21 protein-coding genes and 1 rRNA gene are annotated in these 22,386 nt (G+C 69.4%); 9 read left to right on the forward strand and 13 right to left on the reverse strand.

Going from position 1 to position 22,386, the window contains the following annotated elements; all coding sequences use genetic code 11:
- Positions 1-31 precede the first annotated feature (31 nt).
- Positions 32-1,054: a non-homologous end-joining DNA ligase gene (ligD, locus tag QWJ90_RS03840; protein WP_290106281.1), complete on the forward strand. Its 1,023-nt coding sequence runs from the start codon at positions 32-34 to the stop codon at positions 1,052-1,054.
- 110 nt (positions 1,055-1,164) lie between these two features.
- Here ligD and sucD read toward each other — a convergent pair whose 3' ends face one another.
- From sucD to QWJ90_RS03855, 3 genes are all read right to left on the reverse strand, one after another.
- Positions 1,165-2,067 carry a succinate--CoA ligase subunit alpha gene (gene sucD, locus QWJ90_RS03845; protein ID WP_290106282.1) on the reverse strand — a complete coding sequence of 301 codons (903 nt, stop codon included), beginning with the start codon at positions 2,065-2,067 and terminating at the stop codon, positions 1,165-1,167.
- Positions 2,068-2,089: 22 nt separating this feature from the next.
- The gene (gene sucC / locus QWJ90_RS03850) at positions 2,090-3,256 is read right to left on the reverse strand and encodes an ADP-forming succinate--CoA ligase subunit beta (protein WP_156243165.1); all 1,167 of its coding nucleotides are present in this window, start codon (positions 3,254-3,256) and stop codon (positions 2,090-2,092) included.
- A 184-nt stretch (positions 3,257-3,440) separates the two neighbouring features.
- A complete protein-coding gene (locus tag QWJ90_RS03855; RefSeq protein ID WP_290106283.1) occupies positions 3,441-3,593 on the reverse strand; it encodes a hypothetical protein in 153 nt (50 codons plus the stop codon).
- A 70-nt stretch (positions 3,594-3,663) separates the two neighbouring features.
- Here QWJ90_RS03855 and QWJ90_RS03860 point away from each other — a divergent pair, with 70 nt between their 5' ends.
- From QWJ90_RS03860 to bcp, 3 genes are read left to right on the forward strand one after another with little or no spacing between them, the layout of a single operon-like run.
- Positions 3,664-4,893 (forward strand): acyl-CoA dehydrogenase family protein, encoded by a 1,230-nt coding sequence (locus QWJ90_RS03860; RefSeq protein ID WP_290106284.1) that lies wholly within the window; start codon positions 3,664-3,666, stop codon positions 4,891-4,893.
- 33 nt (positions 4,894-4,926) lie between these two features.
- Complete coding sequence (locus tag QWJ90_RS03865; RefSeq protein ID WP_290106285.1) at positions 4,927-6,384, forward strand: phytoene desaturase family protein; 1,458 nt, start codon at positions 4,927-4,929, stop codon at positions 6,382-6,384.
- 24 nt (positions 6,385-6,408) lie between these two features.
- Positions 6,409-6,882 carry a thioredoxin-dependent thiol peroxidase gene (bcp, locus tag QWJ90_RS03870; protein ID WP_290106287.1) on the forward strand — a complete coding sequence of 158 codons (474 nt, stop codon included), beginning with the start codon at positions 6,409-6,411 and terminating at the stop codon, positions 6,880-6,882.
- 24 nt (positions 6,883-6,906) lie between these two features.
- Here the strand turns inward: bcp and QWJ90_RS03875 are convergent, their stop codons facing one another.
- From QWJ90_RS03875 to QWJ90_RS03885, 3 genes are all read right to left on the reverse strand, one after another.
- Positions 6,907-8,490: an HNH endonuclease signature motif containing protein gene (locus QWJ90_RS03875; protein WP_290106289.1), complete on the reverse strand. Its 1,584-nt coding sequence runs from the start codon at positions 8,488-8,490 to the stop codon at positions 6,907-6,909.
- A gap of 132 nt (positions 8,491-8,622) precedes the next feature.
- A complete protein-coding gene (locus tag QWJ90_RS03880) occupies positions 8,623-9,267 on the reverse strand; it encodes a response regulator (RefSeq protein WP_290106291.1) in 645 nt (214 codons plus the stop codon).
- A complete protein-coding gene (locus QWJ90_RS03885; RefSeq protein WP_290106293.1) occupies positions 9,264-10,931 on the reverse strand; it encodes a sensor histidine kinase in 1,668 nt (555 codons plus the stop codon). The genes QWJ90_RS03880 and QWJ90_RS03885 overlap by 4 nt, the downstream gene beginning before the upstream one ends.
- A 175-nt stretch (positions 10,932-11,106) precedes the next feature.
- On the opposite strand from QWJ90_RS03885, the gene QWJ90_RS03890 reads away from it, so the two are divergent.
- Complete coding sequence (locus tag QWJ90_RS03890) at positions 11,107-12,582, forward strand: CitMHS family transporter (RefSeq protein WP_290106295.1); 1,476 nt, start codon at positions 11,107-11,109, stop codon at positions 12,580-12,582.
- Positions 12,583-12,639: 57 nt separating this feature from the next.
- On the opposite strand, the gene QWJ90_RS03895 is transcribed toward QWJ90_RS03890, so the two are convergent.
- Complete coding sequence (locus QWJ90_RS03895) at positions 12,640-12,912, reverse strand: hypothetical protein (protein ID WP_290106297.1); 273 nt, start codon at positions 12,910-12,912, stop codon at positions 12,640-12,642.
- An 89-nt stretch (positions 12,913-13,001) separates the two neighbouring features.
- Here QWJ90_RS03895 and QWJ90_RS03900 point away from each other — a divergent pair, with 89 nt between their 5' ends.
- Complete coding sequence (locus QWJ90_RS03900) at positions 13,002-13,208, forward strand: hypothetical protein (RefSeq protein ID WP_290106299.1); 207 nt, start codon at positions 13,002-13,004, stop codon at positions 13,206-13,208.
- Between the two features lie 118 nt (positions 13,209-13,326).
- Here QWJ90_RS03900 and nrdF read toward each other — a convergent pair whose 3' ends face one another.
- From nrdF to nrdH, 4 genes are read right to left on the reverse strand one after another with little or no spacing between them, the layout of a single operon-like run.
- Positions 13,327-14,301, reverse strand: coding sequence for a class 1b ribonucleoside-diphosphate reductase subunit beta (gene nrdF / locus QWJ90_RS03905; protein WP_290106301.1), 975 nt, complete (start codon positions 14,299-14,301; stop codon positions 13,327-13,329).
- 49 nt (positions 14,302-14,350) lie between these two features.
- On the reverse strand, positions 14,351-16,510 hold the full coding sequence (gene nrdE / locus QWJ90_RS03910; protein ID WP_290106303.1) for a class 1b ribonucleoside-diphosphate reductase subunit alpha: 2,160 nt from the start codon (positions 16,508-16,510) through the stop codon (positions 14,351-14,353).
- Entirely contained in the window at positions 16,489-16,947 is a 459-nt protein-coding gene (gene nrdI / locus QWJ90_RS03915) for a class Ib ribonucleoside-diphosphate reductase assembly flavoprotein NrdI (RefSeq protein WP_290106305.1), read from the reverse strand. Before nrdI ends, nrdE begins: the two co-directional genes overlap by 22 nt.
- Positions 16,948-16,974: 27 nt before the next feature.
- Complete coding sequence (gene nrdH, locus QWJ90_RS03920) at positions 16,975-17,208, reverse strand: glutaredoxin-like protein NrdH (protein WP_156243149.1); 234 nt, start codon at positions 17,206-17,208, stop codon at positions 16,975-16,977.
- A gap of 340 nt (positions 17,209-17,548) precedes the next feature.
- Between nrdH and QWJ90_RS03925 the strand changes: the two genes are divergently transcribed.
- The gene (locus tag QWJ90_RS03925; RefSeq protein ID WP_290106309.1) at positions 17,549-18,754 is read left to right on the forward strand and encodes an MFS transporter; all 1,206 of its coding nucleotides are present in this window, start codon (positions 17,549-17,551) and stop codon (positions 18,752-18,754) included.
- Between the two features lie 9 nt (positions 18,755-18,763).
- Positions 18,764-19,927 (forward strand): acyl-CoA dehydrogenase family protein, encoded by a 1,164-nt coding sequence (locus QWJ90_RS03930; protein ID WP_290106311.1) that lies wholly within the window; start codon positions 18,764-18,766, stop codon positions 19,925-19,927.
- 7 nt (positions 19,928-19,934) lie between these two features.
- Here the strand turns inward: QWJ90_RS03930 and QWJ90_RS03935 are convergent, their stop codons facing one another.
- Complete coding sequence (locus QWJ90_RS03935; protein ID WP_290106312.1) at positions 19,935-20,207, reverse strand: metal-sensitive transcriptional regulator; 273 nt, start codon at positions 20,205-20,207, stop codon at positions 19,935-19,937.
- A gap of 76 nt (positions 20,208-20,283) precedes the next feature.
- Here QWJ90_RS03935 and QWJ90_RS03940 point away from each other — a divergent pair, with 76 nt between their 5' ends.
- Entirely contained in the window at positions 20,284-21,555 is a 1,272-nt protein-coding gene (locus QWJ90_RS03940; protein ID WP_290106313.1) for a DUF445 domain-containing protein, read from the forward strand.
- Positions 21,556-22,267: 712 nt separating this feature from the next.
- Here QWJ90_RS03940 and rrf read toward each other — a convergent pair.
- Positions 22,268-22,384 (reverse strand): 5S ribosomal RNA (gene rrf / locus QWJ90_RS03945).
- Positions 22,385-22,386: the final 2 nt, after the last annotated feature.

Here is a 22,386-nt window from a genome sequence, read left to right on the forward strand (position 1 = left end):
GCGCGGCCTCCGCGCGGCCTAGGGTCGGGTCATGGCATCCGAGCGCATCGCCCTGACCGTTCCCGGCCCGCACGGCGACCGCGAGATCGCGCTCTCCAGCCCGGGGCGGCTCGTCTGGCCAGAGGCCGGGGTCACCAAGCGCGACCTCGCCGAGTACCTCATCGCCGTGGCAGGCCCGTTCCTCGCGCACAACGGCGACCGGCCGGTGTCGCTCGAGCGCTACTCCGGCTCGGTGGATGGCGAGAGCTTCTTCTCGAAGAACCCGCCGAAGGGCGCCCCCGACTACGTCGAATCGGTGACCGTCACCTACAACAGCGGGCGCCGCCATCCGCAGCTCGTGCTCACGGAGCCCGCGGCCGTGGTGTGGGCCGCGCAGATGAACACCGTGGTCTTCCACCCGTGGTCGTCGTCGGCCGGCGACTCCGACCATCCGATCGAGCTGCGCGTGGATCTCGATCCCCAGCCGGGCACGGACTTCGCCGACGCCGTCTTCGCCGCGCACGCCATGCGCGAGGTGCTGAGCGAGGCCGGGCTCGACTCCTGGATCAAGACGAGCGGCAACCGCGGCATCCACCTGTTCAGCCCCATCGAGCCCGAGTGGGAGTTCCTCGAGGTGCGGCACGCGGTCATCGCCGCGGGGCGCGAGCTGGAGCGTCGTCACCCCGACCGCGTGACCACGAGCTGGTGGAAGGAGGAGCGCGGCGAGCGCATCTTCGTCGACTTCAACCAGACGAACCGCGACCGCACGATGGCGGGCGCCTACAGTCCGCGCGCCCTGCCGCAGGCGACCGTGTCGACGCCCGTCACGTGGGATGAGCTCGACGGAGTCGACCCGCTCGCCTTCACGGTGAAGACGACGCCGCGGCGTCTCGCCGAGGTCGGCGACCCCTGGGCGGCCCTGCGGGAGGCGAAGCCCGGCCGCATCGACGCGCTCCTGGGCTGGTGGGAGCGCGATCTGGCGGATGGCCTGGGCGAGCTGCCGTTCCCTCCGGAGTTCCCGAAGATGCCCGGTGAGCCGCCCCGCGTGCAGCCGTCCCGGGCGAAGAAGCCCTGAATGCAGCGAGCCGACCCCGGAGGTCCCGGGATCGGCTCGCTTCGCTCGGTGCGTTTCGACTCGCTCCGCTCGCTCGACGACCGGAAGCGGCTCGCTTCGCTCGCTCAGTCTTAGAGCGACTCGATGATCTCGCGCATCAGCGCGGCGGTCTCGCTCGGGGTCTTCCCGACCTTGACGCCGGCGGCCTCGAGGGCCTCCTTCTTCGCCTGGGCGGTGCCGGCCGAGCCGGACACGATCGCGCCGGCGTGGCCCATCGTCTTGCCCTCGGGGGCAGTGAAGCCGGCGACGTAGCCGACGACCGGCTTGGTGACGTTGGCCTTGATGAACTCGGCAGCGCGCTCCTCGGCGTCGCCGCCGATCTCGCCGATCATGACGATGGCCTTGGTCTCGGGGTCCGCCTCGAACGCCTCGAGGGCGTCGATGTGCGTGGTGCCGATGACGGGGTCGCCGCCGATGCCGATGGCGGTGGAGAACCCGAGGTCGCGCAGCTCGAACATCATCTGGTAGGTCAGCGTGCCCGACTTCGACACGAGGCCGATGGGGCCCTTGCCGGTGATGTTCGCAGGGGTGATGCCCACGAGCGCTTCGCCGGGCGTGATGATGCCGGGGCAGTTCGGGCCGATGATCCGGGTCTTGTTGCCCTTCTCGATCGCGTACGCCCACGCCTCGGCCGAGTCGCCGACGGGCACGCCCTCGGTGATCACGACGAGGAGGCCGATCTCGGCGTCGATGGCCTCGACCATGGCGTCCTTCGTGAACGCGGGGGGCACGAACGCGATCGACACATCGGCGCCGGTCTTCTCGATGGCCTCGGCGACCGATCCGAAGACAGGCAGCTCGATCTCGTTGCCGTCCTTGTCCTGGTGCGTGACCGTGGTGCCGGCCTTGCGGGCGTTCACGCCGCCGACGACGTTCGTCCCGGCCTTGAGCATGAGGGCGGTGTGCTTGGTGCCCTCACCGCCCGTGATGCCCTGGACGATGACCTTGGAGTCCTTGTTGAGGTAGATCGACATGTTCTGTGTGTCCTCTTCCGTCTCAGGCGTTCGCCAGCTCGGCGGCCTTGTCGGCGCCGTCGTCCATGCTCGCCGCGAGGGTGACCAGCGGGTGGTTCGCCCCGGCGAGGATGGCGCGGCCCTCTTCGACCTGGTTGCCGTCGAGTCGCACGACGAGCGGCTTGGTGGCCGCGTCGCCGAGGATCTCGAGGGCCTTCACGATGCCCTCCGCCACGGCCACGCAGCTGGTGATGCCGCCGAAGACGTTGACGAAGACGCTCTTGACCTGCTCGTCGCCGAGGATGACGTCGAGGCCCGCGGCCATGACGGTCGCCGAGGCTCCGCCGCCGATGTCGAGGAAGTTCGCCGGCTTCACGCCGCCGTGCTTCTCACCGGCGTACGCGACGACGTCGAGCGTGGACATGACGAGGCCCGCGCCGTTGCCGATGATGCCGACCTGGCCATCCAGCTTCACGTAGTTGAGGCCGGACTCCTTGGCCTTCGCCTCGAGCGGGTCGGCCGCGCCCTTGTCCTCGAGCTCTTCGTGCTCGGGGTGGCGCACCTCGCTGGCGTTGTCGTCGAGCGACACCTTGCCGTCGAGGGCGACGATGTCGCCGGCGCCGGTGAGGACGAGCGGGTTCACCTCGACGAGGGTCGCGCCCTCGCTCTTGTAGACGTTGTAGAGCTTGACGAAGACGTCGGCGACCTTCTCGACGAGGTCCTCTTCCCAGCCGCCCGCGCGGGCGATCTCGAGCGCCTTGGCGTGGTCGATGCCGGTGAGGGCGTTCACCTCGACGCGCGCGAGCGCCTCGGGCTTCTCGACGGCGAGCTGCTCGATCTCCATGCCGCCCTCGACGCTCGCGAGCGACAGGTAGGTGCGGTTGGCGCGGTCGAGCAGCACCGAGAAGTAGAACTCGCGGGCGATGTCGGCGCCCTGCGCGACCATGACGCGCTTGACGACGTGGCCCTTGATGTCGAGCCCGAGGATGGCCTGGGCCGCCTCGTACGCCTCGTCGGGCGTCTTCGCGACCTTCACGCCGCCGGCCTTGCCACGACCGCCGGTCTTGACCTGGGCCTTGACCACCACGACGCCGCCGATCTTCTCGGCTGCCGCCTTCACCTCCTCCGGGGTGTCGGCGACGATACCGGCGAGCACCGGCACGTCGTACTTCTCAAAAAGGTCTCGAGCCTGGTACTCGTACAGATCCACGTTGCATTCCTTCGATGGGGCGACGGGGCAAGACGCGTGGAAACGTCTCGACGTCGAGATATCTCGACCGACACTCCCAGCCTACTACCGCCCGAATGCCGCTCCCTTCGGCGGCCCGCCCCCGGAACGCGAAGAAGCGGCCCCGGATGATCCGAAGCCGCTTCCCGTACGCCGAAGTCGCGCGCTATTTCGCCTTGATGTGCATGGGCAGAGCCATGGCGAGGCAGATCAGCAGGATGCCGGCGGCGAACACGAGTCCCTGGAACGCCGAGACCATGAAGGCGACGGCGAACAGCGCCATGCCGGCGAGGAAGAGGACAAAAGCCACGATGAACATCTCTGCTCCTTCTTGAAGACTTCCTCCAGCTTAGATGATCCGCGCCAGGGACTGCGCCTAGCCTGTGGCCATGGCAACGGAGCTGTTCCCCGGAGAGAAGGTGCCGACGTACGACGTCGCGAAGACCCTCGACGTCGACTACTACGCGGTATTCGCCGACGTCGCGGGCGCCGATCGCGAGATCTGGTCCCGTGCGCGCGAGGTCGGGCAGCGGCTGGCGCCGCGGATGCGGGCCGCGTGGGACCGCGCGGAGTACCCGCTCGAGGTCGTCCCCGAGCTCGGCGCGGCCCATCTCTTCGCCGACGCGGTCGACCATCCGGACGTGCCGGCGATGACGCCGCTGGCGGCGGGCCTGGTGAACATGGAGGTCTCCCGACACGACGGGTCGCTCGGCACGATCGTCGCCGTGCAGGGCGGGCTTGCCCTGCGCACCCTCGCGCTCTTCGGCAGCCGCGAGCAGCAGGTGCGCTGGCTGGGCCCGCTGCAGCGCGGCGAGGTGCTCGGCTCGTTCGCGCTCACCGAGCCCGATCACGGGTCGGACTCCACGTCTCTCGAGACGGTCGCCCTGCGCGAAGGCGACGGATGGCTGCTGCGGGGCGCCAAGAAGTGGATCGGGAACGGCGCCTCGGGCGGCATCTCGTTCGTCTGGGCGCGGGTGCAGTGCGCGGGCGACCCCGACGACGGCAGCGTGCGCTGCTTCCTCGTCGAGCAGGACACCCCCGGCTATGTCGGCACCGTCATCCAGGGCAAGGCGGCGCTGCGCGCGATCCATCAGGCTCACGTGCTCCTCGACGACGTGCGGCTGCCCGCCGACGCCGTCCTGCCCGGCTCCCACTCCTTCAAGGACGCCAGCACGGTGCTCTTCGCCACGCGCTCGGGCGTCGCATGGTCCGCGCTCGGCCACGCCACGGCCTGCTTCGAGGCGGCGCTCTCCTACGCGACGCAGCGCGAGCAGTTCGGGCGGCCGCTCGCCCGGTTCCAGATGGTCCAGGAGCGGCTGTCGCAGATGCTCGCGCAGCTGACGTCCATGCAGCTGTTCCTGCGGCGTCTCGCCGACCTCGAGGCGGCGGGTGCGATGCGGCCCACGCAGGCCTCGCTGGCGAAGTACCACTGCACCCGCACCGCTCGCGACATCGCGCGGACCGCCCGCGACATGCTGGGCGGCAACGGCATCCTCCTCGACAACGGGGTCATGCAGCACCTGGCCGACATCGAGGCGATCCACACCTACGAGGGGACGGAGAGCGTGCAGGCTCTCCTCCTCGGCCGCGATCTCACCGGCGTCGGCGCATTCGTCTGAGCCACCGGCTCCCGACACTGGCAGGATGGCCGTATGGCGACACGTCGGGCGACGGTGGTGGGCAGCGGACCGAACGGGCTCTCCGCGGCGGTGGTGCTCGCGCGCGCCGGCTTCGAGGTGACGGTGCTCGAGGCGCAGGACGGGGTCGGCGGCGGCACGCGCACGGCACAGCTCACGCTGCCGGGCTTCCGTCACGACGTCTGCTCGGCCGTCCACCCCGCCGCCCTCACCTCGCCCTTCTTCCAGGCCTTCGGCATGCGCGAGAAGATCGGATGGCTCATCCCCGATGCCTCATACGCGCACCCGCTGGACGGCGGGCGCGCCGCGGTCGCGTGGCGCGACATCGGCCGCACTGCAGCGGAGCTCGGCGTCGACGCCGGGGCGTGGAAGGCGATGCTCCGCCCGCTGTCGCGCCGCATCGAGGGCGTGGTCGATTTCACCGGCCACCAGATGCTGCGCGTCCCGCGGCACCCCGTCACGGCCGCTCGCTTCGGTCTGCGCGCGCTCGAGCTGGGCACCGCGCTCGGGCGGCATTCCTTCCGGACCGAGGAGGCGCACGCGCTGATCTCCGGGGTGGTCGCCCACGCGAACACCCGGCTGCCGACGGTCGGCGCGGCAGCGGCTGGGCTGCTGCTGGCGTCTCAGGCGCACGCGGATGGCTGGGGCTACCCCGTCGGCGGGGCGCAGGCCATCCCGGACGCGCTGGCGGAAGACCTGCACGCGCACGGCGGTCGCATCGTCACGCGGCACCGTGTCGACGACCTGTCGATGCTCGACTGGGGCGACCCCGAGCGCGGCGACGTCGTCGTGCTGGACGCCCCGCCGCGGCTCGCGCTGACGCTCCCCGACGTGCCCACGGGCTGGGCCCACGCCATCCGCTCGTACCGCTACGGTCCCGGGGCCGCGAAGGTCGATTTCGCGCTCGAGGGCGACGTGCCGTGGACCAATCCCGACGTGCGTCGCTCCCCCACGGTCCACGTGTGCGGAACGCGCGCGGAGGTGGAGGCGAGCGAGAACGCTGTCGCGCGCGGGCGGATCTCCGAGCGTCCCTACGTGCTCACGGTGCAGCCCTCCGTTCTCGACCCCACGCGCGCCCCCAAGGGGAGGAGCGTGCTGTGGACGTACATCCACGTGCCGCCGAACTCGACCTTCGACGCGACCGAGGTGATCACCCGGCAGATCGAGCGCTTCGCGCCCGGCTTCCGCGACCGCATCCTCGCGTCTCACGCGACGACCGCCGTCGAGCACGCGGAGGAGAACCCGTCGTCGATCGGCGGCGACTACGCGGGCGGAGCGGTCAGCTTCAGGCAGCTCATCGCCCGGCCGCTGCTCAGCACCGCGCCGTGGCGCACGCCGATGAAGGGCGTGTACCTCGCGTCCGCGTCGACGCCCCCTGGCCCCGGTGTGCACGGAACTGCGGGCTGGGAAGCCGCGCGCCTCGCGATCGCGGACACCACCGGCGAGCGGGTCGAGCTCGGAGACCTCTTCTAGCTCGCGCGGATAGGCTGGAGGGCGATGACCACGCGCCTCGAACCCGGTACCCCCGCCCCCGACTTCACGCTCCTCGACCAGGACGAGAAGCCTCTCGCACTCTCCGACCTGCGGGGGCAGAAGGTCGTGCTGTACTTCTACCCGGAGGCGCTCACCACCGGTTGCGCGAAGCAGGCCTGCGACTTCCGGGACAGCCTCGGGTCGCTCGTGTCGGCGGGGTACACGGTGGTCGGGGTCTCGCGCGACCTGCCCGAGAAGCTGCGCCGATTCCGGGACCGCGACGGACTCACCTTCGAGCTGCTCAGCGATCCCGAGCGCACCGTGCACGAGGCCTACGGCACGTGGGGTGAGAAGAGCAACTACGGCCGCATCGTGCAGGGCGTCATCCGCTCGACGTTCGTCCTCGATGAGGACGGCGTCATCGAGAAGGCTCTCTACAACGTCAAGGCCACCGGCCACGTGGCGCGCCTGCGCCGCGAACTCCGCATCGACGCCTGAGCTCAGACTCCCGCCGCCTGCGGCTCACGTCCGCCTCGGCACCAGAGCGCGGCGGAGTCTGCTGCGCAACCGGGTGGCGGAGCCCTGCGCGGGACGCGGCCGGCACTCGCGGTCGATCCAGGCTGGCGGGGCGAGGTACGGCACGCCGCCCCTCATCCGGATGGCCCATCCCGACTGCTCGAGGTGGTGATGATGCCACCAGCAGAGCAGGACTCCGTTGTCGGTCGTGGTCGGCCCACCCCGCGCGTAGTCCTGCACGTGGTGGATCTCGCACCACGCCGCGGGGATCGTGCAGCCCGGGATGACGCACCCGCCATCCCGCGCGACGATCGCCTTCCGCTGTGTCGCGGTGAAGATGCGCTGCACGCTGGAGAGGGACAGCAGCCGCCCTTCCGCGCTGAACACCGCCCGAAGGATGTCGCCGGTGCAGCCGATGCGCTCGGCCACTCCGAGAGGCACCGGCGCGTCGACCCCGTCGAGGTGCCCCACCGGCCGGGCGAACGCCGAGCCTGACCCGTTCGCCTGCGGAACCAGATCATCCGCACTGACGTGCACCATCACCGTCGGCGCGGCACCGCCCAGGCTCGGAGTCTCCGCCGCTCGCGAGGCGGATTCGAGCATGGCCATCAGCGCGTCATGGCGCTTCTGAGTCGCGCTGCGCGGATCGGGCATCGCATCCGGCGGCGGAAGTTCGACCTCCGGCCACTGCGCGCCGCCGTTCGCAGCCTCGCTGTCACTCGCTCCCAGACTGCCGGCGTCGCTCTCGCCGTCCGCATCGCCGTCGGACGTGAAGCGCACGTTCCGGGCGGGGTTGGTGTGAGCGGACAGCAGCGCCTGCAGCAACGCCCCCGCCTCCGGTACGAGCACGCCGTTGATGCGGAACGCGCCGCTGGGAAGCGGCGTGAGCGTCAGCGACCGCTGACGCATGGCGCCGTCATGATCGGGTTCGGCGCCGTCGGCGGTGAGCACGTCGATCCAGGCCTGCGCGTGCAGGTTGACGACCGACAGCGGCGGCACCGGGGCGAGCGTCGCCAGCGGGTCTGTCTCCGCTTCGCCCTCCGCGTCGCCGGGCTGGGCGTCGGGATCGATCGTCCCGGTCGCGATGGCCACGAGGTGCCGCTCCATGAGATCGACACGCTCCGGGTCGCCGCCGCCACGACGAGCGGTGTCGACCGCCTTCATGATCCCTGCCGCGGCTTCCATGCCCAGCAGCCCGGAGGCGAGGCCCGCAGCCACGTGCTCGAGACGAGGCGCCAGATCCTCCCCGGTCAGCGCGGTGCGCGTACGGGTGCTCTCATCGAGCCGAGCGCGACCGCGCAGCTCGCGAGACGAGGCGCCGGTGAGGCGCTCGAGCAGCTCGGTTCCCGTGCGACACCCGTACCGGTCGGCCAGCGCCTCGTCGTCCGCACGGCGCGATCGGAAGGCGACTTCCCCGGCGACCCGGACGCGAAGAGCGTCGACGACTCGCCCGAGATGCTCGACGATGCCGACCAGGGCGACGAGGTCCGCATCCCTGAGCTGCCGAACCGAGGGAGCAGCGCCATCGAGCTGCGTGGCCGCCTGTCGGGCCACGTCGCTCGGATCGAGATGCACTGGCTTCTTCGCCATGCTCACAGTATAGAACACACGTACGACTTCGGCAAGAGATTACGCCCGGTCACCGCAGAGATCGTGCGATTGCAGCGAACGGCACAGGTCGCCGGCGCTTACCCCTACTATCGAACATCGAAACGAGTGGATTCAGCTGAGCCGATACCGATGCTCGGGCCTCCCTGCGGATCCGTACTGGAGCGTCACATCGACCGCCCCGCGCGCCGCGAGCTCCGCGAGGTGCCGTTGCGCGGTGGCACGCGAGACCCCGACGCGCTCGGCGATCTCGACGCTCGATGCCTCCCCCGCGGCGAGCGCGTCGAGGATGATCTGCTGCGTTCCCGCCCGCGGCGGCGTCACCGCGGCTGCGCCATGGAGCACGCTCACCGCGCGGTCGATGGTCTCCTGGGTCGCGCTGCCGCTCGACAGCAGGTTGCGGAAGCGGGCATAGCGGTCGAGTCGATCCTGGAGCGCGCGGGGGTCGAACGGCTTCACGAGGTAGTGCAGCGCGCCGCTCGTCAGCGCCCTGCGGATCGTCGCCACGTCGTCAGCCGCGCTCAGCACGAACCGATCGATTCCCGCCTCCCGTCCGATCTCGATGCCATCGCCATCCGGCAGGTAGACGTCGAGCAGCAGCAGGTCAGGGCGCATGTCGCGGATGGCGATGCGTGCGGAAGCCGCGTCCCTCACGGGAGGCAGCGCGCTGAACCCCGGCCGCGCGGCCACCAGGTCGCGATGGATGCCGCTGACGCGGAAGTCGTCGTCGACGATCAGGACGCGGATCTCGTTCGTCATGCCGTTCCCTCTTCCGATGTGATCGCGCCTTCGTGCTCGTCGTCGCCCGCGGCCCGCATCACCCCGGGCAGCCGGGCGGCGAACACCGCGCCGTGGCCGTCGCCCCGCGCCTCCGCGAGCCAGAGCTCACCGCCCCATCGGCGCGTGAAGCGGCGGGCGAGCGGAAGTCCGATCCCCCGGCCGTGCACCCGACCCGTCTCGTCGTCCTCCGCCGCCCGCGCACGGTCGAAGACCGACTCCGGATGGTCCACGCCGACGCCCGAGTCCGTCACCGTGAGCGCGAGCTCATCGCGGTCGTCCAGCAGCGAGACCTCCACCCATCGCGGCTCCTCCCCGGCGGCGGCCGCCGTCACGGCGTTGTCCACGAGGTTCCCCAGCACCGCCGCCACGTCCTCCGGCTCGGCGACGACGCCGAGGAGGAGCGTGTCCTCCCCCACCCGCAGCTCCACGCCGCGCTCGCGCGCCTCCATCCGCTTGGCCGCGAGGAACGAGCGCAGGAACGGCTCCGTGACGGGCATCTCCGCCTCCTCGGGCAGGGCGCCGCGGGCGGCGAACTCCGACAGGAGCTCCTGCGCCTCCTCGGTCCTCCCGGCCGCGACCATGCCACGGACGGCATGCATGCGGTTCGCGAACTCGTGCCGCTGCGCCCGCATGGCGTTGGTCGCCGCTCGCACCGCGTCGAGCCGCTCCGCCAGCGCCACCACATCGGTGCGGTCGCGGAGCACCGCGACGACACCGAGCGAGCGCCCTTCATGCCTCACGCGGCGGACCTCGACGTAGACGACCTGCTCCGACAGCACGAGCTCGCCGGTGACGAGGCAGTCGCCGCCGAGCGCGCGGTCGAGCGCTGCGCGCAGACGCGGCGGGAGGTTCAGCTCGTCGATGTGCTGCCCCACCGCATCATCGCCGCCGACCACCCGCTCCGCAGACGCGTTGGCTGCGCGGACGACCCCGTCGTCCGACACCGCGAGCACTCCGTCGTGCACCCCTTCGAGCACCGCGGCTCTGCTCTGCAGCAGACCGCCCAGCTCCTCCGGCTGCACGCCCCGCGTCAGACGCTCCAGCCGTCGGCGGATGACGATCGAGACCAGCGCGGCCATCGCGAGCGCCACCACGGCGATCAGGACGAACAGCCCGACGAGAAGCGGGGCATCGGCGAAGACTCGAGCCGGCGCGAACCCGACGCTCACCTCGCCGACGATCCTCCCGCCATCCGGAGAGAAGACGGGAACCTTCGCCCGCACCGACTCCCCCAGCGTCCCCCGCTCCCACGCGACGACCTCGTCGCCCGCGATCACGGAGGCGAAGTCGGTGCTGACCTGCCGACCGAGGAGCTCCGACTCCGGGTGCGCGAGACGCAGGCCGAGGTCGTTCGCGACGACGACGAACAGCGTCTGCGTGCGGTCGACGATGCCCGCTGCGTACTCCTGCAGCGCACCGCCAGCGAGGGCCGCCGCGTCGAGATCGCTCCGCCCCGCGAAGCCCGCCACGTCGGCGCGCACCTGCGGATCGCTGGCGACGGTGCGCGCAACGGCGAGCGCCGTCGACTCAGCCTCGTCGCGGAGCTGTCCGATGCCCAGCAGCGCGAACGCCGACACGCACACCGCGATGACGGCGGCGGCGGCGAGGAGCTGCATCGCGAACACCCGCGTCGTGAACCGCATACGTCGAGTATCCCGCGAGCAACCATGAGCAGAATGCGCACAACCGACTCAACGCGCAGATCCTCGCGCAATGCGCGCATCCCCGGACCCGCAGCCCGCTCGCCGTATCGTCGCCGAGTACGCTCCACCGCCGCAACGCGACGACGCGAACGCGGCACGACGACAAGGACGTCAGATGCTCGTCATCCTCGGCTTCACCATGATCCTCGCGTTCATGGTGCTCATCATGACCAAGCGTCTCACGCCGATGGTCGCGCTCATCCTCGTGCCCACGATCTTCGGCCTGTTCGCCGGCGCCGGGTTGGGGCTCGGCGACATGGTCATCTCGGCCATCGGCGACATGGCGCCCACCGCGGCGCTGCTGATGTTCGCGATCATGTACTTCGGCATCATGATCGACGTGGGCCTGTTCGACCCGCTCATCCGCTTCATCACGCGCACCCTGGGCAACGACCCGGCGAAGGTCGTGCTCGGCACGGCGCTCCTCGCGGGTGCGGTGTCGCTCGACGGCGACGGCTCGACGACGTTCATCATCACGACGTCGGCGATGCTGCCCCTCTACCTGCGCCTCGGGATGAGCCCGGTGGTGCTCACGTGCGTGGCGGGTCTCATGAACGGCACGCTCAACATCGTGCCCTGGGGCGGTCCGACCGTCCGCGCCGCCACCGCGCTCGGCCTGCAGCCCACCGATGTCTTCGTGCCGATGATCCCGTCCCTCGCCGTCGGCCTCGCCGTCGCGCTCGGACTGTCGTGGCTGCTCGGGCTCTCCGAGCGTCGCCGCATCGGCAGGCTCTCGCTGGATGGGCTCGACGAGATGCAGGCGGATGGCGGCAGCACGCGGGCCGGACGCTTCGGCATGCGCGTTCCCCAGCTCCGCTCCGGCGTCGGCACCCCCGGTGCGCGCGCCGTGCTCGGCACGACGAACATGCTCACGATCCAGGGTTCGGGCGCGGCCGGTCCCGCCGTCCTCACGGAGGACGAGCGCGACACCGCGATGGCTGACACCATGCTCAGCCCCGACCGGCCCACGCTGCGACCGAAGCTCATCTGGCTGAACCTCGCGCTCACCGTCGCCGTGATGGTGCTGCTCGTCCTCGACGTCATGCCGCTCGCGTTCGTCTTCATGATCGGCACCGGCATCGCCCTCGTGCTGAACTTCCCCAAGCTGAAGGAGCAGAGCGCGGAGATCGTCGCGCACGCGCCGAGCATCGTGGGCGTCGTGTCGATGGTGCTGGCCGCCGGCGTGCTCGTCGGGGTGCTGGATGGCACGGGCATGGTCACCGCGATGGCCGACTGGGTCGTCGACATCGTCCCGCCGGCACTCGGCCCGTTCTTCGCCGTCATCACCGGGCTGCTGTCGATCCCGATGACGTTCTTCATGTCGAACGACGCGTTCTACTACGGGATCCTGCCGATCCTCGCGGAGAGCGCGGCGACCTACGGCATCGCACCGGTCGAGATGGCGCGCGCATCCGTGATCGGCCAGCCCGTCCACCTGCAGAGCCCGCTCGTTCCGGCCATCCTGCTGCTGGTCTCGCTCGCGAACGTCAACCTCGGCGACCACCACAAGAAGGTGCTGTGGCGCGCCCTCGTCGTCTCGCTCGTCATGCTCGCCGTCGGCGTCCTCCTCGGATCGGTGCCGCTGGGCTGATCCGCTGGCAGCGAGGGCTCTCCGCGTTCGTGCGGAGAGCCCTCGCTGCGTCCTGGGTCAGAGTGCGCGCACGGACATGAGCTTCCACCCTTCGGGCACCTTCGCCTCGAGCGCGGTCATGTCGTCGGCTTCGACCTCGGCGATCTCGGTGTGGCGGTAGCGGCCGACCGCGCTGATGCGCGTGGAGCGCTTGATCATGGCGACCCGCGCGTCGGTGAGCACGTGCCCTGCCGGCACCTGCGCCTCGAGCGCTTCCCTCACCTCGGCCTGCGTCTCGGCCTCGGCCTCGAGCTGGCCGCCGTCGTCTCTTCTGATCACACCCACGAGCACGATTCCAGAGTACGAGACCCCTCCGACACTCTCATCGGGGTCGTCTCAGCTGGAGCCGCGTAATCTCTTGCTGTGCGAGACGGGGGCGGATGGCGATGCTGAGCGCCTGGATCATCATCGGAATCGAGACCCTCGCACCGAGCCGGGTCGCCGCGGTGCAGAACTGGCACCTGCGGACGGATCCGCGCTGCAACCGCTACCAGCGGCCGAAGCCCGGCAGCCGGCTCGAGCGCATCTCCCGAGGGCGCGGATGCCCGCCCTGCCGCCGCCGTCAGGCGTCGTCCGCACCGCACTAGGACGACGCCGCGGTTCGCCTGCAGGCTTCGCACGACGCCTCGAACGCAGAGGCCCCGACCCTTCATTCCTGAAGAGCCGGGGCCTCTCGTCAGCCGCTCATACGGCGGGGTGCAGACGTCAGAACGCCCAGTCGTCGTCCTCAGTCGCGACGGCCTTGCCGATGACGTACGACGACCCCGACCCCGAGAAGAAGTCGTGGTTCTCGTCGGCGTTCGGCGAGAGCGCCGACAGGATGGCCGGGTTCACGTCGGTCACGGTCGACGGGAACATCGCCTCGTAGCCGAGGTTCATCAGCGCCTTGTTGGCGTTGTAGTGCAGGAACTTCTTGACGTCCTCGGTGAGGCCGACGGAGTCGTAGAGGTCCTGCGTGTACTGCACCTCGTTGTCGTAGAGCTCGTACAGCAGCGAGAACGTGTAGTCCTTGAGCTCCGCGCGCTGCGCCTCGTCGACCCGCTCGAGCCCCTTCTGGAACTTGTAGCCGATGTAGTAGCCGTGCACGGCCTCGTCGCGGATGATGAGCCGGATGAGGTCGGCGGTGTTGGTGAGCTTCGCCCGGCTCGACCAGTGCATCGGGAGGTAGAAGCCCGAGTAGAAGAGGAAGCTCTCGAGCAGGGTCGAGGCGACCTTGCGCTTGAGCGGCTCGTCGCCCCGGTAGAAGTCCATGATGATCTGAGCCTTCTTCTGGAGGTTCGGGTTCTCCACCGACCACCGGAAGGCCTCGTCGATCTCCTGCGTCGAGCACAGGGTCGAGAAGATCGACGAGTAGCTCTTCGCGTGCACCGACTCCATGAACGCGATGTTCGTGTAGACGGCCTCCTCGTGCGGGGTGAGCGCATCGGGGATGAGCGAGACCGCGCCCACGGTGGCCTGCACCGTGTCGAGGAGCGTCAGGCCCGTGAACACCCGCATGGTGAGCAGCTGCTCGTGCTCGGTCAGCGTGTTCCACGACTGGATGTCGTTGGAGAGCGGCACCTTCTCCGGCAGCCAGAAGTTGCCGGTGAGGCGGTTCCACACCTCGACGTCCTTCTCGTCCTCGACGCGATTCCAGTTGATCGCCTGGACGTGGTCCAGAAGCTGCAGCTTCTCGGTCATCCTCGTTGTTCCTCTTCCGTTTCGTCGCGCGTCGGTCGATGGCGGGTCGTCAGAGCGTGCAGCTGACGCACATGTCCAGCTCCGTGCCCTCGAGGGCCATCTGACGGAGACGGATGTAGTAGATCGTCTTGATGCCCTTGCGCCATGCGTAGATCTGGGCCTTGTTGATGTCGCGCGTGGTCGCGGTGTCCTTGAAGAACAGCGTGAGCGAGAGGCCCTGGTCGACGTGCTGCGTGGCCGCGGCGTACGTGTCGATGACCTTCTCGTAGCCGATCTCGTACGCGTCCTGGTAGTACTCCAGGTTGTCGTTCGTCATGAACGGCGCCGGGTAGTAGACGCGGCCGAGCTTGCCCTCCTTGCGGATCTCGACCTTCGACGCGATCGGATGGATCGACGACGTCGAGTTGTTGATGTACGAGATCGAGCCGGTCGGGGGCACCGCCTGCAGGTTCTGGTTGTAGATGCCGTGCTTCTGGATGGACTCCTTGAGGAGCACCCAGTCCTGCTGCGTCGGGATGTGGTGGTTCGCGAAGAGCGCCTTCACCTTCTCCGTCTGCGGCACCCACTCCTGCTCGATGTACTTGTCGAAGAACTCCCCCGACGCGTAGGTCGAGTCCTCGAAGCCGTCGAAGGCCTGGCCGCGCTCGGCCGCGAGCTTGTTCGAGGCTCGCAGGGCGTGGAACAGCACCGTGTAGAAGTAGATGTTCGTGAAGTCGATGCCCTCTTCGGAGCCGTAGAACACGCGCTCGCGGGCGAGGTAGCCGTGCAGGTTCATCTGCCCGAGGCCGATCGCGTGCGACTTGTCGTTGCCGTCTTCGATCGAGCGCACCGAGCGGATGTGGCTCTGGTCGCTCACCGCGGTCAGCGCGCGGATCGACGTCTCGACGGTCTGCCCGAAGTCGGGCGAGTCCATCGCGAGCGCGATGTTCAGCGAGCCCAGGTTGCAGGAGATGTCCTTGCCGATCTGGTCGTACGAGAGGTCCTCGTTGAGCGTCGTCGGCGTGTTCACCTGCAGGATCTCGCTGCAGAGGTTCGACATGTTGATCCGGCCCTTGATCGGGTTGGCCCGGTTCACCGTGTCCTCGAACATGATGTACGGGTAGCCCGACTCGAACTGGATCTCCGCGAGCGTCTGGAAGAACTTGCGCGCGTTGATCTTCGTCTTCTTGATGCGCGGGTCGTCGACCATCTCGCGGTACTTCTCGGTGACCGAGATGTCGCCGAAGGGCACGCCGTAGACGCGCTCGACGTCGTAGGGCGAGAAGAGGTACATGTCTTCGTCGTTGCGCGCCAGCTCGAACGTGATGTCGGGCACGACGACGCCCAGCGAGAGCGTCTTGATGCGGATCTTCTCGTCGGCGTTCTCGCGCTTGGTGTCGAGGAAGCGCATGATGTCGGGGTGGTGGGCGGAGAGGTACACCGCACCCGCACCCTGACGCGCGCCGAGCTGGTTCGCGTAGCTGAACGAGTCTTCCAGCAGCTTCATGACGGGGATGATGCCGCTGGACTGGTTCTCGATCTGCTTGATCGGGGCGCCCGCCTCGCGGATGTTCGACAGCAGCAGCGCCACCCCGCCGCCGCGCTTCGAGAGCTGCAGCGCGGAGTTGATGCCGCGCGCGATGGATTCCATGTTGTCCTCGATGCGGAGGAGGAAGCAGCTGACGAGCTCGCCGCGCTGCGCCTTGCCGGCGTTGAGGAACGTCGGCGTCGCGGGCTGGAAGCGGCCCGAGATGATCTCGTCGACGAGCTTCCATGCGAGGTCCTGGTCGCCGTCGGCGAGCGCGAGAGCGGTCATCACGACGCGGTCCTCGAAGCGCTCGAGGTAGCGCTTGCCGTCGAACGTCTTGAGCGTGTAGCTCGTGTAGTACTTGAACGCGCCGAGGAACGTCTCGAAGCGGAACTTCTTGCCGTACGCGAAGGCGTTGAGCTTCTCGATGAACTCGAAGGGGTACTGCTCGATGACAGCGCCCTCGTAGTACTCCTTCTCGACGAGGTAGTCGAGACGCTCGCGCAGCGAGTGGAAGAACACCGTGTTCTGGTTGACGTGCTGGAGGAAATACTCCCGCGCGGCGCGCTTGTCCGCGTCGAACTGGATGCGCCCCTCGGCGTCGTACAGATTCAGCATCGCGTTGAGGGCGTGGTAGTCCATGCCGTCGAACCGCGCGTTGTGCTTGAAGTCCGCCTCGGTCAGTGCTGTTGCTTCCACCATCGTTCCAATCCGTCGCTCACGCGATCGATGTCTTCCGGAGTGCCGAAGAGTTCCAGCCGGTACAGGTGCGGCACGTTGCACTTGCGGCTGATGATGTCGCCGGCGAGGCAGAACGCATCGCCGAAGTTCGTGTTGCCCGCGGCGATCACGCCGCGGATGAGTCGTCTGTTGCCCTCGTCGTTGAGGAAGCGGATGACCTGCTTGGGGACCGCGCCCTTCTCCTCGCCGCGTCCTGCTCCCCCGCCGTAGGTGGGGGTGACGAGCACGTACGGCTCGTCGACGAGAAGAGGCCCTTCACCCGGATGCAGCGGGATGCGCCGGGAGCGGATGCCCGGCGAGCGCTGCTCGAGCTTCTCGATGAAGCGCGCCGTGTTTCCGGACACGCTCGAGAAGTACACGAGCAGGGGCGCCATCGTGGCTGTGGGAGCCGCGGTCATGTGAACATCGCTCCCCTCCCCGGCGCTTCAGACCAGGCGGGCGGCGAGCTCGTCGATCTTGTCAGGACGGAAGCCCGACCAGTGGTCCTCGTCGGTGACGACGACGGGAGCCTGCAGGTACCCGAGCGCCTTGACCTGCTCGAGCGCGTCGGCGTCCTGCGAGAGGTCGGTGACCTGGTACTCGATGCCCTTGGCGTCCAGCGCGCGGTACGTCGCGTTGCACTGCACGCAGGAAGGCTTGGTGTAGACCGTGATCGCCATGTCTTTCCCCTCAGATCCGTTTTCGGCCGGCATGCCCTGCCGGGCTTCCAATACTACATATGGGTGCAGACCTTCGGGGGCACCACTAGGGCTAGTAGTTACATCCGTGTGATTCTCCACCGTTCCCCACAGCCCCATCCACCGATGCCTCCACAGGAGTACAACGCCGACGGGCCCTCGAAAATGCCCGGTTCACGCGGATCTCCTGCCTCGCCGCCGACGTTCTCCACAGGCCGGACGCTATCGGCGACCACCGACATCCGCCCCGCTGCGAAGCAGCCGGATCGGCGTGTCGCGACGACCGAGCTGAGCGCCCAGGGCGAGCGGATAACGTGGGAGCGTGTCTGGCTATCGGGATCTGCTGCGCGCCCCGGGAGTCGCGCGCATCATCGCTGCGCAACTGGCCGCTCGGCTCCCCAGCGGCATGCTGGCGCTCGCGGTGCTCCTGCATGTGGAGCACATCCACCACTCCTACGGCGCCGCCGGAACGGTCCTCGCCGCGACGTCGATCGGACAGGCCGTCGCCGGCCCCGTGACGAGCCGATGGATGGGCCGTTGGGGGATGCGCCGCGTGCTCGTCGTGACGACACTCGTGACCGCCGCCGCCATCGCCGCGCTCGCCGTCGTCCCCGCCCCGCTGCCGGTGACCATCCTCTTCGGACTCATCGCGGGGCTGGCCTCGCCGCCCGTCCAGTCCGCCGTGCGCACCATCTACCCGAAGATGGTCAACGCCTCGCGCCTGACCGCGCTGTACTCCCTGGATGCCTCGCTGCAGGAGATCATCTGGATCGCCGGCCCCGTGCTCATCACCTTCGTCTCCACGCAGGTGTCGACCGTGGTCGGACTGCTCATGATCGTCGCCGTCACGCTGGCCGGCGGGCTGTGGTTCATCCTCTCCCCCGAGCTCGGCCGCGTGCGCATCCCCCGCAGCCGCCGGTCGCTCGGCCGCGTCCTGCGCACGCCCACGGTCATCCTCACCACGGTGCTGGGCTTCCTCCTCATCGGGGCGACCTCGGCCGCCGAGGCCGGCGTAGTGGCTTCCTTCGGCGAGGGCGCGCTGGAGTCGGGCTTCATCCTCGCCGTCTTCGCCGTCGGCAGCTTCCTGGGCGGACTCGCCTTCGGCAACATCCCGATGACCCCCTGGTCGATGGCGCGCCGCTTCGCCATCGTGACCGTGGGGATCGCGCTCACCCTCGTCTCCCTGAACGCCTGGTGGCTCGGCGGCTCACTCGCCCTCGCCGGCTTCGGCATCGCCCCGGTGCTGGCGATGTCGTTCGCGATCACCTCGGCCAGCGTGAAGTTCAGCGAGACCGCTGAGGCGTACGGCTGGATCAACACCGGCCAGCTCATCGGCGCCGCGCTCGGCTCGGCGGTCGCGGGCTTCATGATCGACGGCGTGGGCGCGCGCGGCGCGATGCTCACGAGCTTCACCTTCGTGGTGGTCGGCCTGATCGTCGCGGCGGTGTTCGTGAAGGGCTTCCCGGACCTCCGCCATCGCGACGCGTCCCCCATCCCCGACACGGAGCCCGTGCAGACCCACCCGTAGGCTGGCGCCATGAGCGCTCGCTTCGACCCCGCCGATCACCTGCCCGACGAGCTCCTCGCTCGGATCCGCTCGCGAGCCGCCGCGGTGGACGCCGAGAACGTCTTCCCCCAGGCCGACCTCGACGAGCTGCGAGAGGCCGGCTACCTCCGCATTCTTGTGAGCGCCGAGCGCGGCGGCGGCGGGCTGTCGCTGGCGCAGGCATCCGAGCTGCAGCAGCGCCTCGCGCAGGCGGCACCGGCGACTGCGCTCGCCGTCAACATGCACCTCGTCTGGACGGGCGTGGCGAAGGTCCTCCGCGACCGCGGCATCGACGACCTCGCGTTCGTGGAGGAGCAGGCCGTGGCCGATGACGTCTTCGCCTTCGGCATCAGCGAGGCGGGCAACGACCTCGTGCTCTTCGGCAGCGACACTGCGGCGGTTCCCGGGCCGGATGGCTCGTACACCTTCACCGGCACGAAGATCTTCACGTCGCTCGCCCCGGTCTGGACGTGGCTCGGGCTGCACGGGCTCGACGAGACGTCGCCGGATGGCCCGAAGCTCGTCTTCGCGTTCGTCGACCGCGACGAGCGGGTCATCACGCGCGACGACTGGGACACCCTCGGCATGCGGGGGACGCAGAGCCGCACGACCGAGCTCCACGGCGTCGTAGCACCCGCAGAGCGCGTGGTGCGAACGATGCCAGCCGGACCGAGCGCCGATCCCCTCGCGTTCGCGATCTTCACCGTGTTCGAGGTGCTGCTCGCCTCCGTCTACACCGGCATCGCCCGCCGCGCGCTCGAGCTCGCCGTCGAGACCGCCCACCGCCGCCGCTCGAAGCGGACGGGCGCCCCGTACAGCCAGGATCCGGACATCCGCTGGCGCATCGCGGAGATGGCGCTCGCCTACGACGCCCTTCCGCCGCAGCTGCACGCGATCGCATCGGATGTCGATGGCGGCGTCGACCACGGAGCGCGCTGGTTCTCGCTGCTCTCGGGTCTCAAGCACCGTGCGACGACGTCGGCGCGCAAGGTCGTCGACGAGGCCATGCTCGTCGGAGGCGGGTCGTCCTACTTCTCGCGCAGCGAGCTGTCGCGTCTGTATCGCGACGTGCTCGCCGGCGCGTTCCACCCATCCGATCCGGAATCAGCCCACAGCACCGTCGCGAGCGCCTGGCTCGGCCCGATAAAGGGGTGAGCCGGCGTCACTTCCCGTCGAAGTCGAAGGCACGCAGCAGCTCGCCGACCGCCTTCTCGCGCTCGTCGCCGCCGTTCTCGAACATGTCGGTCACATGGGTGCGCAGGTGGTTCTCGAGGATCAGCCGGTTCAGCGACTCGAGCGAGCGCTGGATGGCGCGGGACTGCGTGATGATGTCCATGCAGTAGTCCTCGTCCTCGATCATCCGGCCGAGTCCGCGCAGCTGTCCCTCGAGGATGCGGGTGCGATGCAGGGCGCGCTTGTGGATGTCGTCGATCACCGCGCAAGCGTACATCCCTCACACGGGAAGCGGCACCGCCTGCCGAGGCGCAAAGGCATCGTGCGAGGATCGGGCCATGCCGCGCACACCGACCGAGCTGCTGACCATCGCCGACCAGGCGCGCCGCGCCTCGCTGCGACGGATGAAGGCCGTCGCACTCGGGGCGCTCATCCTCATGGCCGTGCTGTTCGTCGCCGGCTTCGCCTTCGAGGACGCGGTGCCTGCCCTGGCCTATCTACGCGCGGCAGCGGAGGGGGGAATGGTCGGAGCGCTGGCGGACTGGTTCGCCGTGACCGCGCTCTTCCGCCATCCGCTCGGCCTGCCCATCCCGCACACCGCGATCATCCCGTCACGGAAGGACGAGATCGGCCGGACGCTCGGGGAGTTCGTCGAGACGAACTTCCTGTCGTCGCCCGTGGTGCGCGAGAAGCTCGGCACCGCGCGCGTGGCCGAACGGGCGGGCACCTGGCTCGCGCAGCCCGAGCACGCCGAGCGCGTCGCGTCGGAGGGTGCGGCGATGGCGCAGGGGATCCTGCGGGCGCTGAGCGACGACGACGTCCAGGAGCTCGTCGCCTCCCTCGCCCGGGAGCACCTCCTCGAGCCGGAATGGGGCACGCCGGCTGGTGCCTCCCTGCACCGGGTCGTGGCGAGCGGAGCCCACCGCGCTGCGGTCGACCTCGCCGCGGACAGCGTCGCGGGCTGGCTCCGCGAGAACAGCGACGCATTCGCCGGTCTCGTCTCGCGCCGCCTCCCGTCCTGGCTGCCGTCGGTCGCCCACCGCGTTGTCGACGGCGCGCTCTACAACGAGGCGGTCTCCTTCGTCGACGCCGTTCGCGCCGACCACCGCCACCCGGCCCGCGCCGCCATCGACCGGTACCTGGCGCGTCTCGCGGACAACCTGCAGCACGACGCCGACACCCGCGCGAAGCTCGAGGCGGCGAAGACCGCCCTCTTCGACAGCCCGCGCGTCCGCGACCTCGCGGCCAGCGCCTGGGACACCGCGAAGAACGGCCTCATCACCTCACTCGGCGACGAGAGCAGCGCGCTGCGGACCCGCATCCGCGAGGCTCTCATGGAGACCGGCGAACGTCTGCAGTCGGATGCCGCCCTGCGGCAGCGCGTGGACGGCTGGGTCATGGACGCGGCCGGCTTCCTCGTCGAGCGCTACCGGCACGACATCGCGTCCATCATCACGGACACCGTCGAGAAGTGGGACGCCGAGGAGACCACCGAGAAGATCGAGCTGCTCGTCGGCCGCGACCTGCAGTACATCCGCCTCAACGGCACGGTCGTCGGAGCGCTCGCCGGGCTGGTGATCTTCGCAGTCGCGCACGCCGTCTTCGGTTGAGACGACTCCGAGGCGGCGAGTAAGGGACGTCTCGGCTTGCTCCCTCGCTCAACGCCCGGGGCGGGGTGCGTCCCTGTCTCGGTCGTTGAGGGAGGGAGCGCCAGCGACCGCGACGAAACGCGGCGACCCGTCGTCGAGAACGGGTTGGGCCGTTTCGTCTCACTCCGCTCGCTCAACGCCCGGAGGTGGCCTGCGTCTCTGTCTCGGTCGTTGAGCGAGGGAGCGCCAGCGACCGAGACGAAACGCGGCGAGACGTTGTCGAGATCGGGTTGCGTCGTTTCGTCTCGCTTCGCTCGCTCAACGCCCGGGGGTGGCCTGCGTCCCTCTCTCGGTCGTTGAGCGAGGGAGCGCCACCGACCGCGACGAAACGCGGCGAGACGTTGTCGAGATCGGGTTGCGTCGTTTCGTCTCGCTTCGCTCGCTCAACGCCCGGAGGTGGCCTGCGTCTCTGTCTCGGTCGTTGAGGGAGGGAGCGCCACCGACGGGGTGATTGCGTCTCTGTCCCGGTCGTTGAGCGAGGGAGCGCAGCGACCGAGACGAAACGCGGCGCCCCGTTGTCGGGGGCGGGTCGCGTCGTTTCGTCTCGCTCCGCTCGCTCAACGCCCGGGGTGGCCTGCGTCCCTGTCCCGGTCCGGGAAGGTCGCGGTGGGTGGATGGTGTCCGGGATGCACGAAAGGCCACCCGTCGTCGGGTGGCCTTTCGGTTACGTGAAGTCCGGCGGTGTCCTACTCTCCCACAAGGTCCCCCTTGCAGTACCATCGGCGCTGAGAGGCTTAGCTTCCGGGTTCGGAATGTGACCGGGCGTTTCCCTCTCGCTATGACCGCCGAAAC

The sequence above is a fragment of the Microbacterium oryzae genome (genome assembly GCF_030406385.1).
Lineage (GTDB): Bacteria > Actinomycetota > Actinomycetes > Actinomycetales > Microbacteriaceae > Microbacterium > Microbacterium oryzae_A.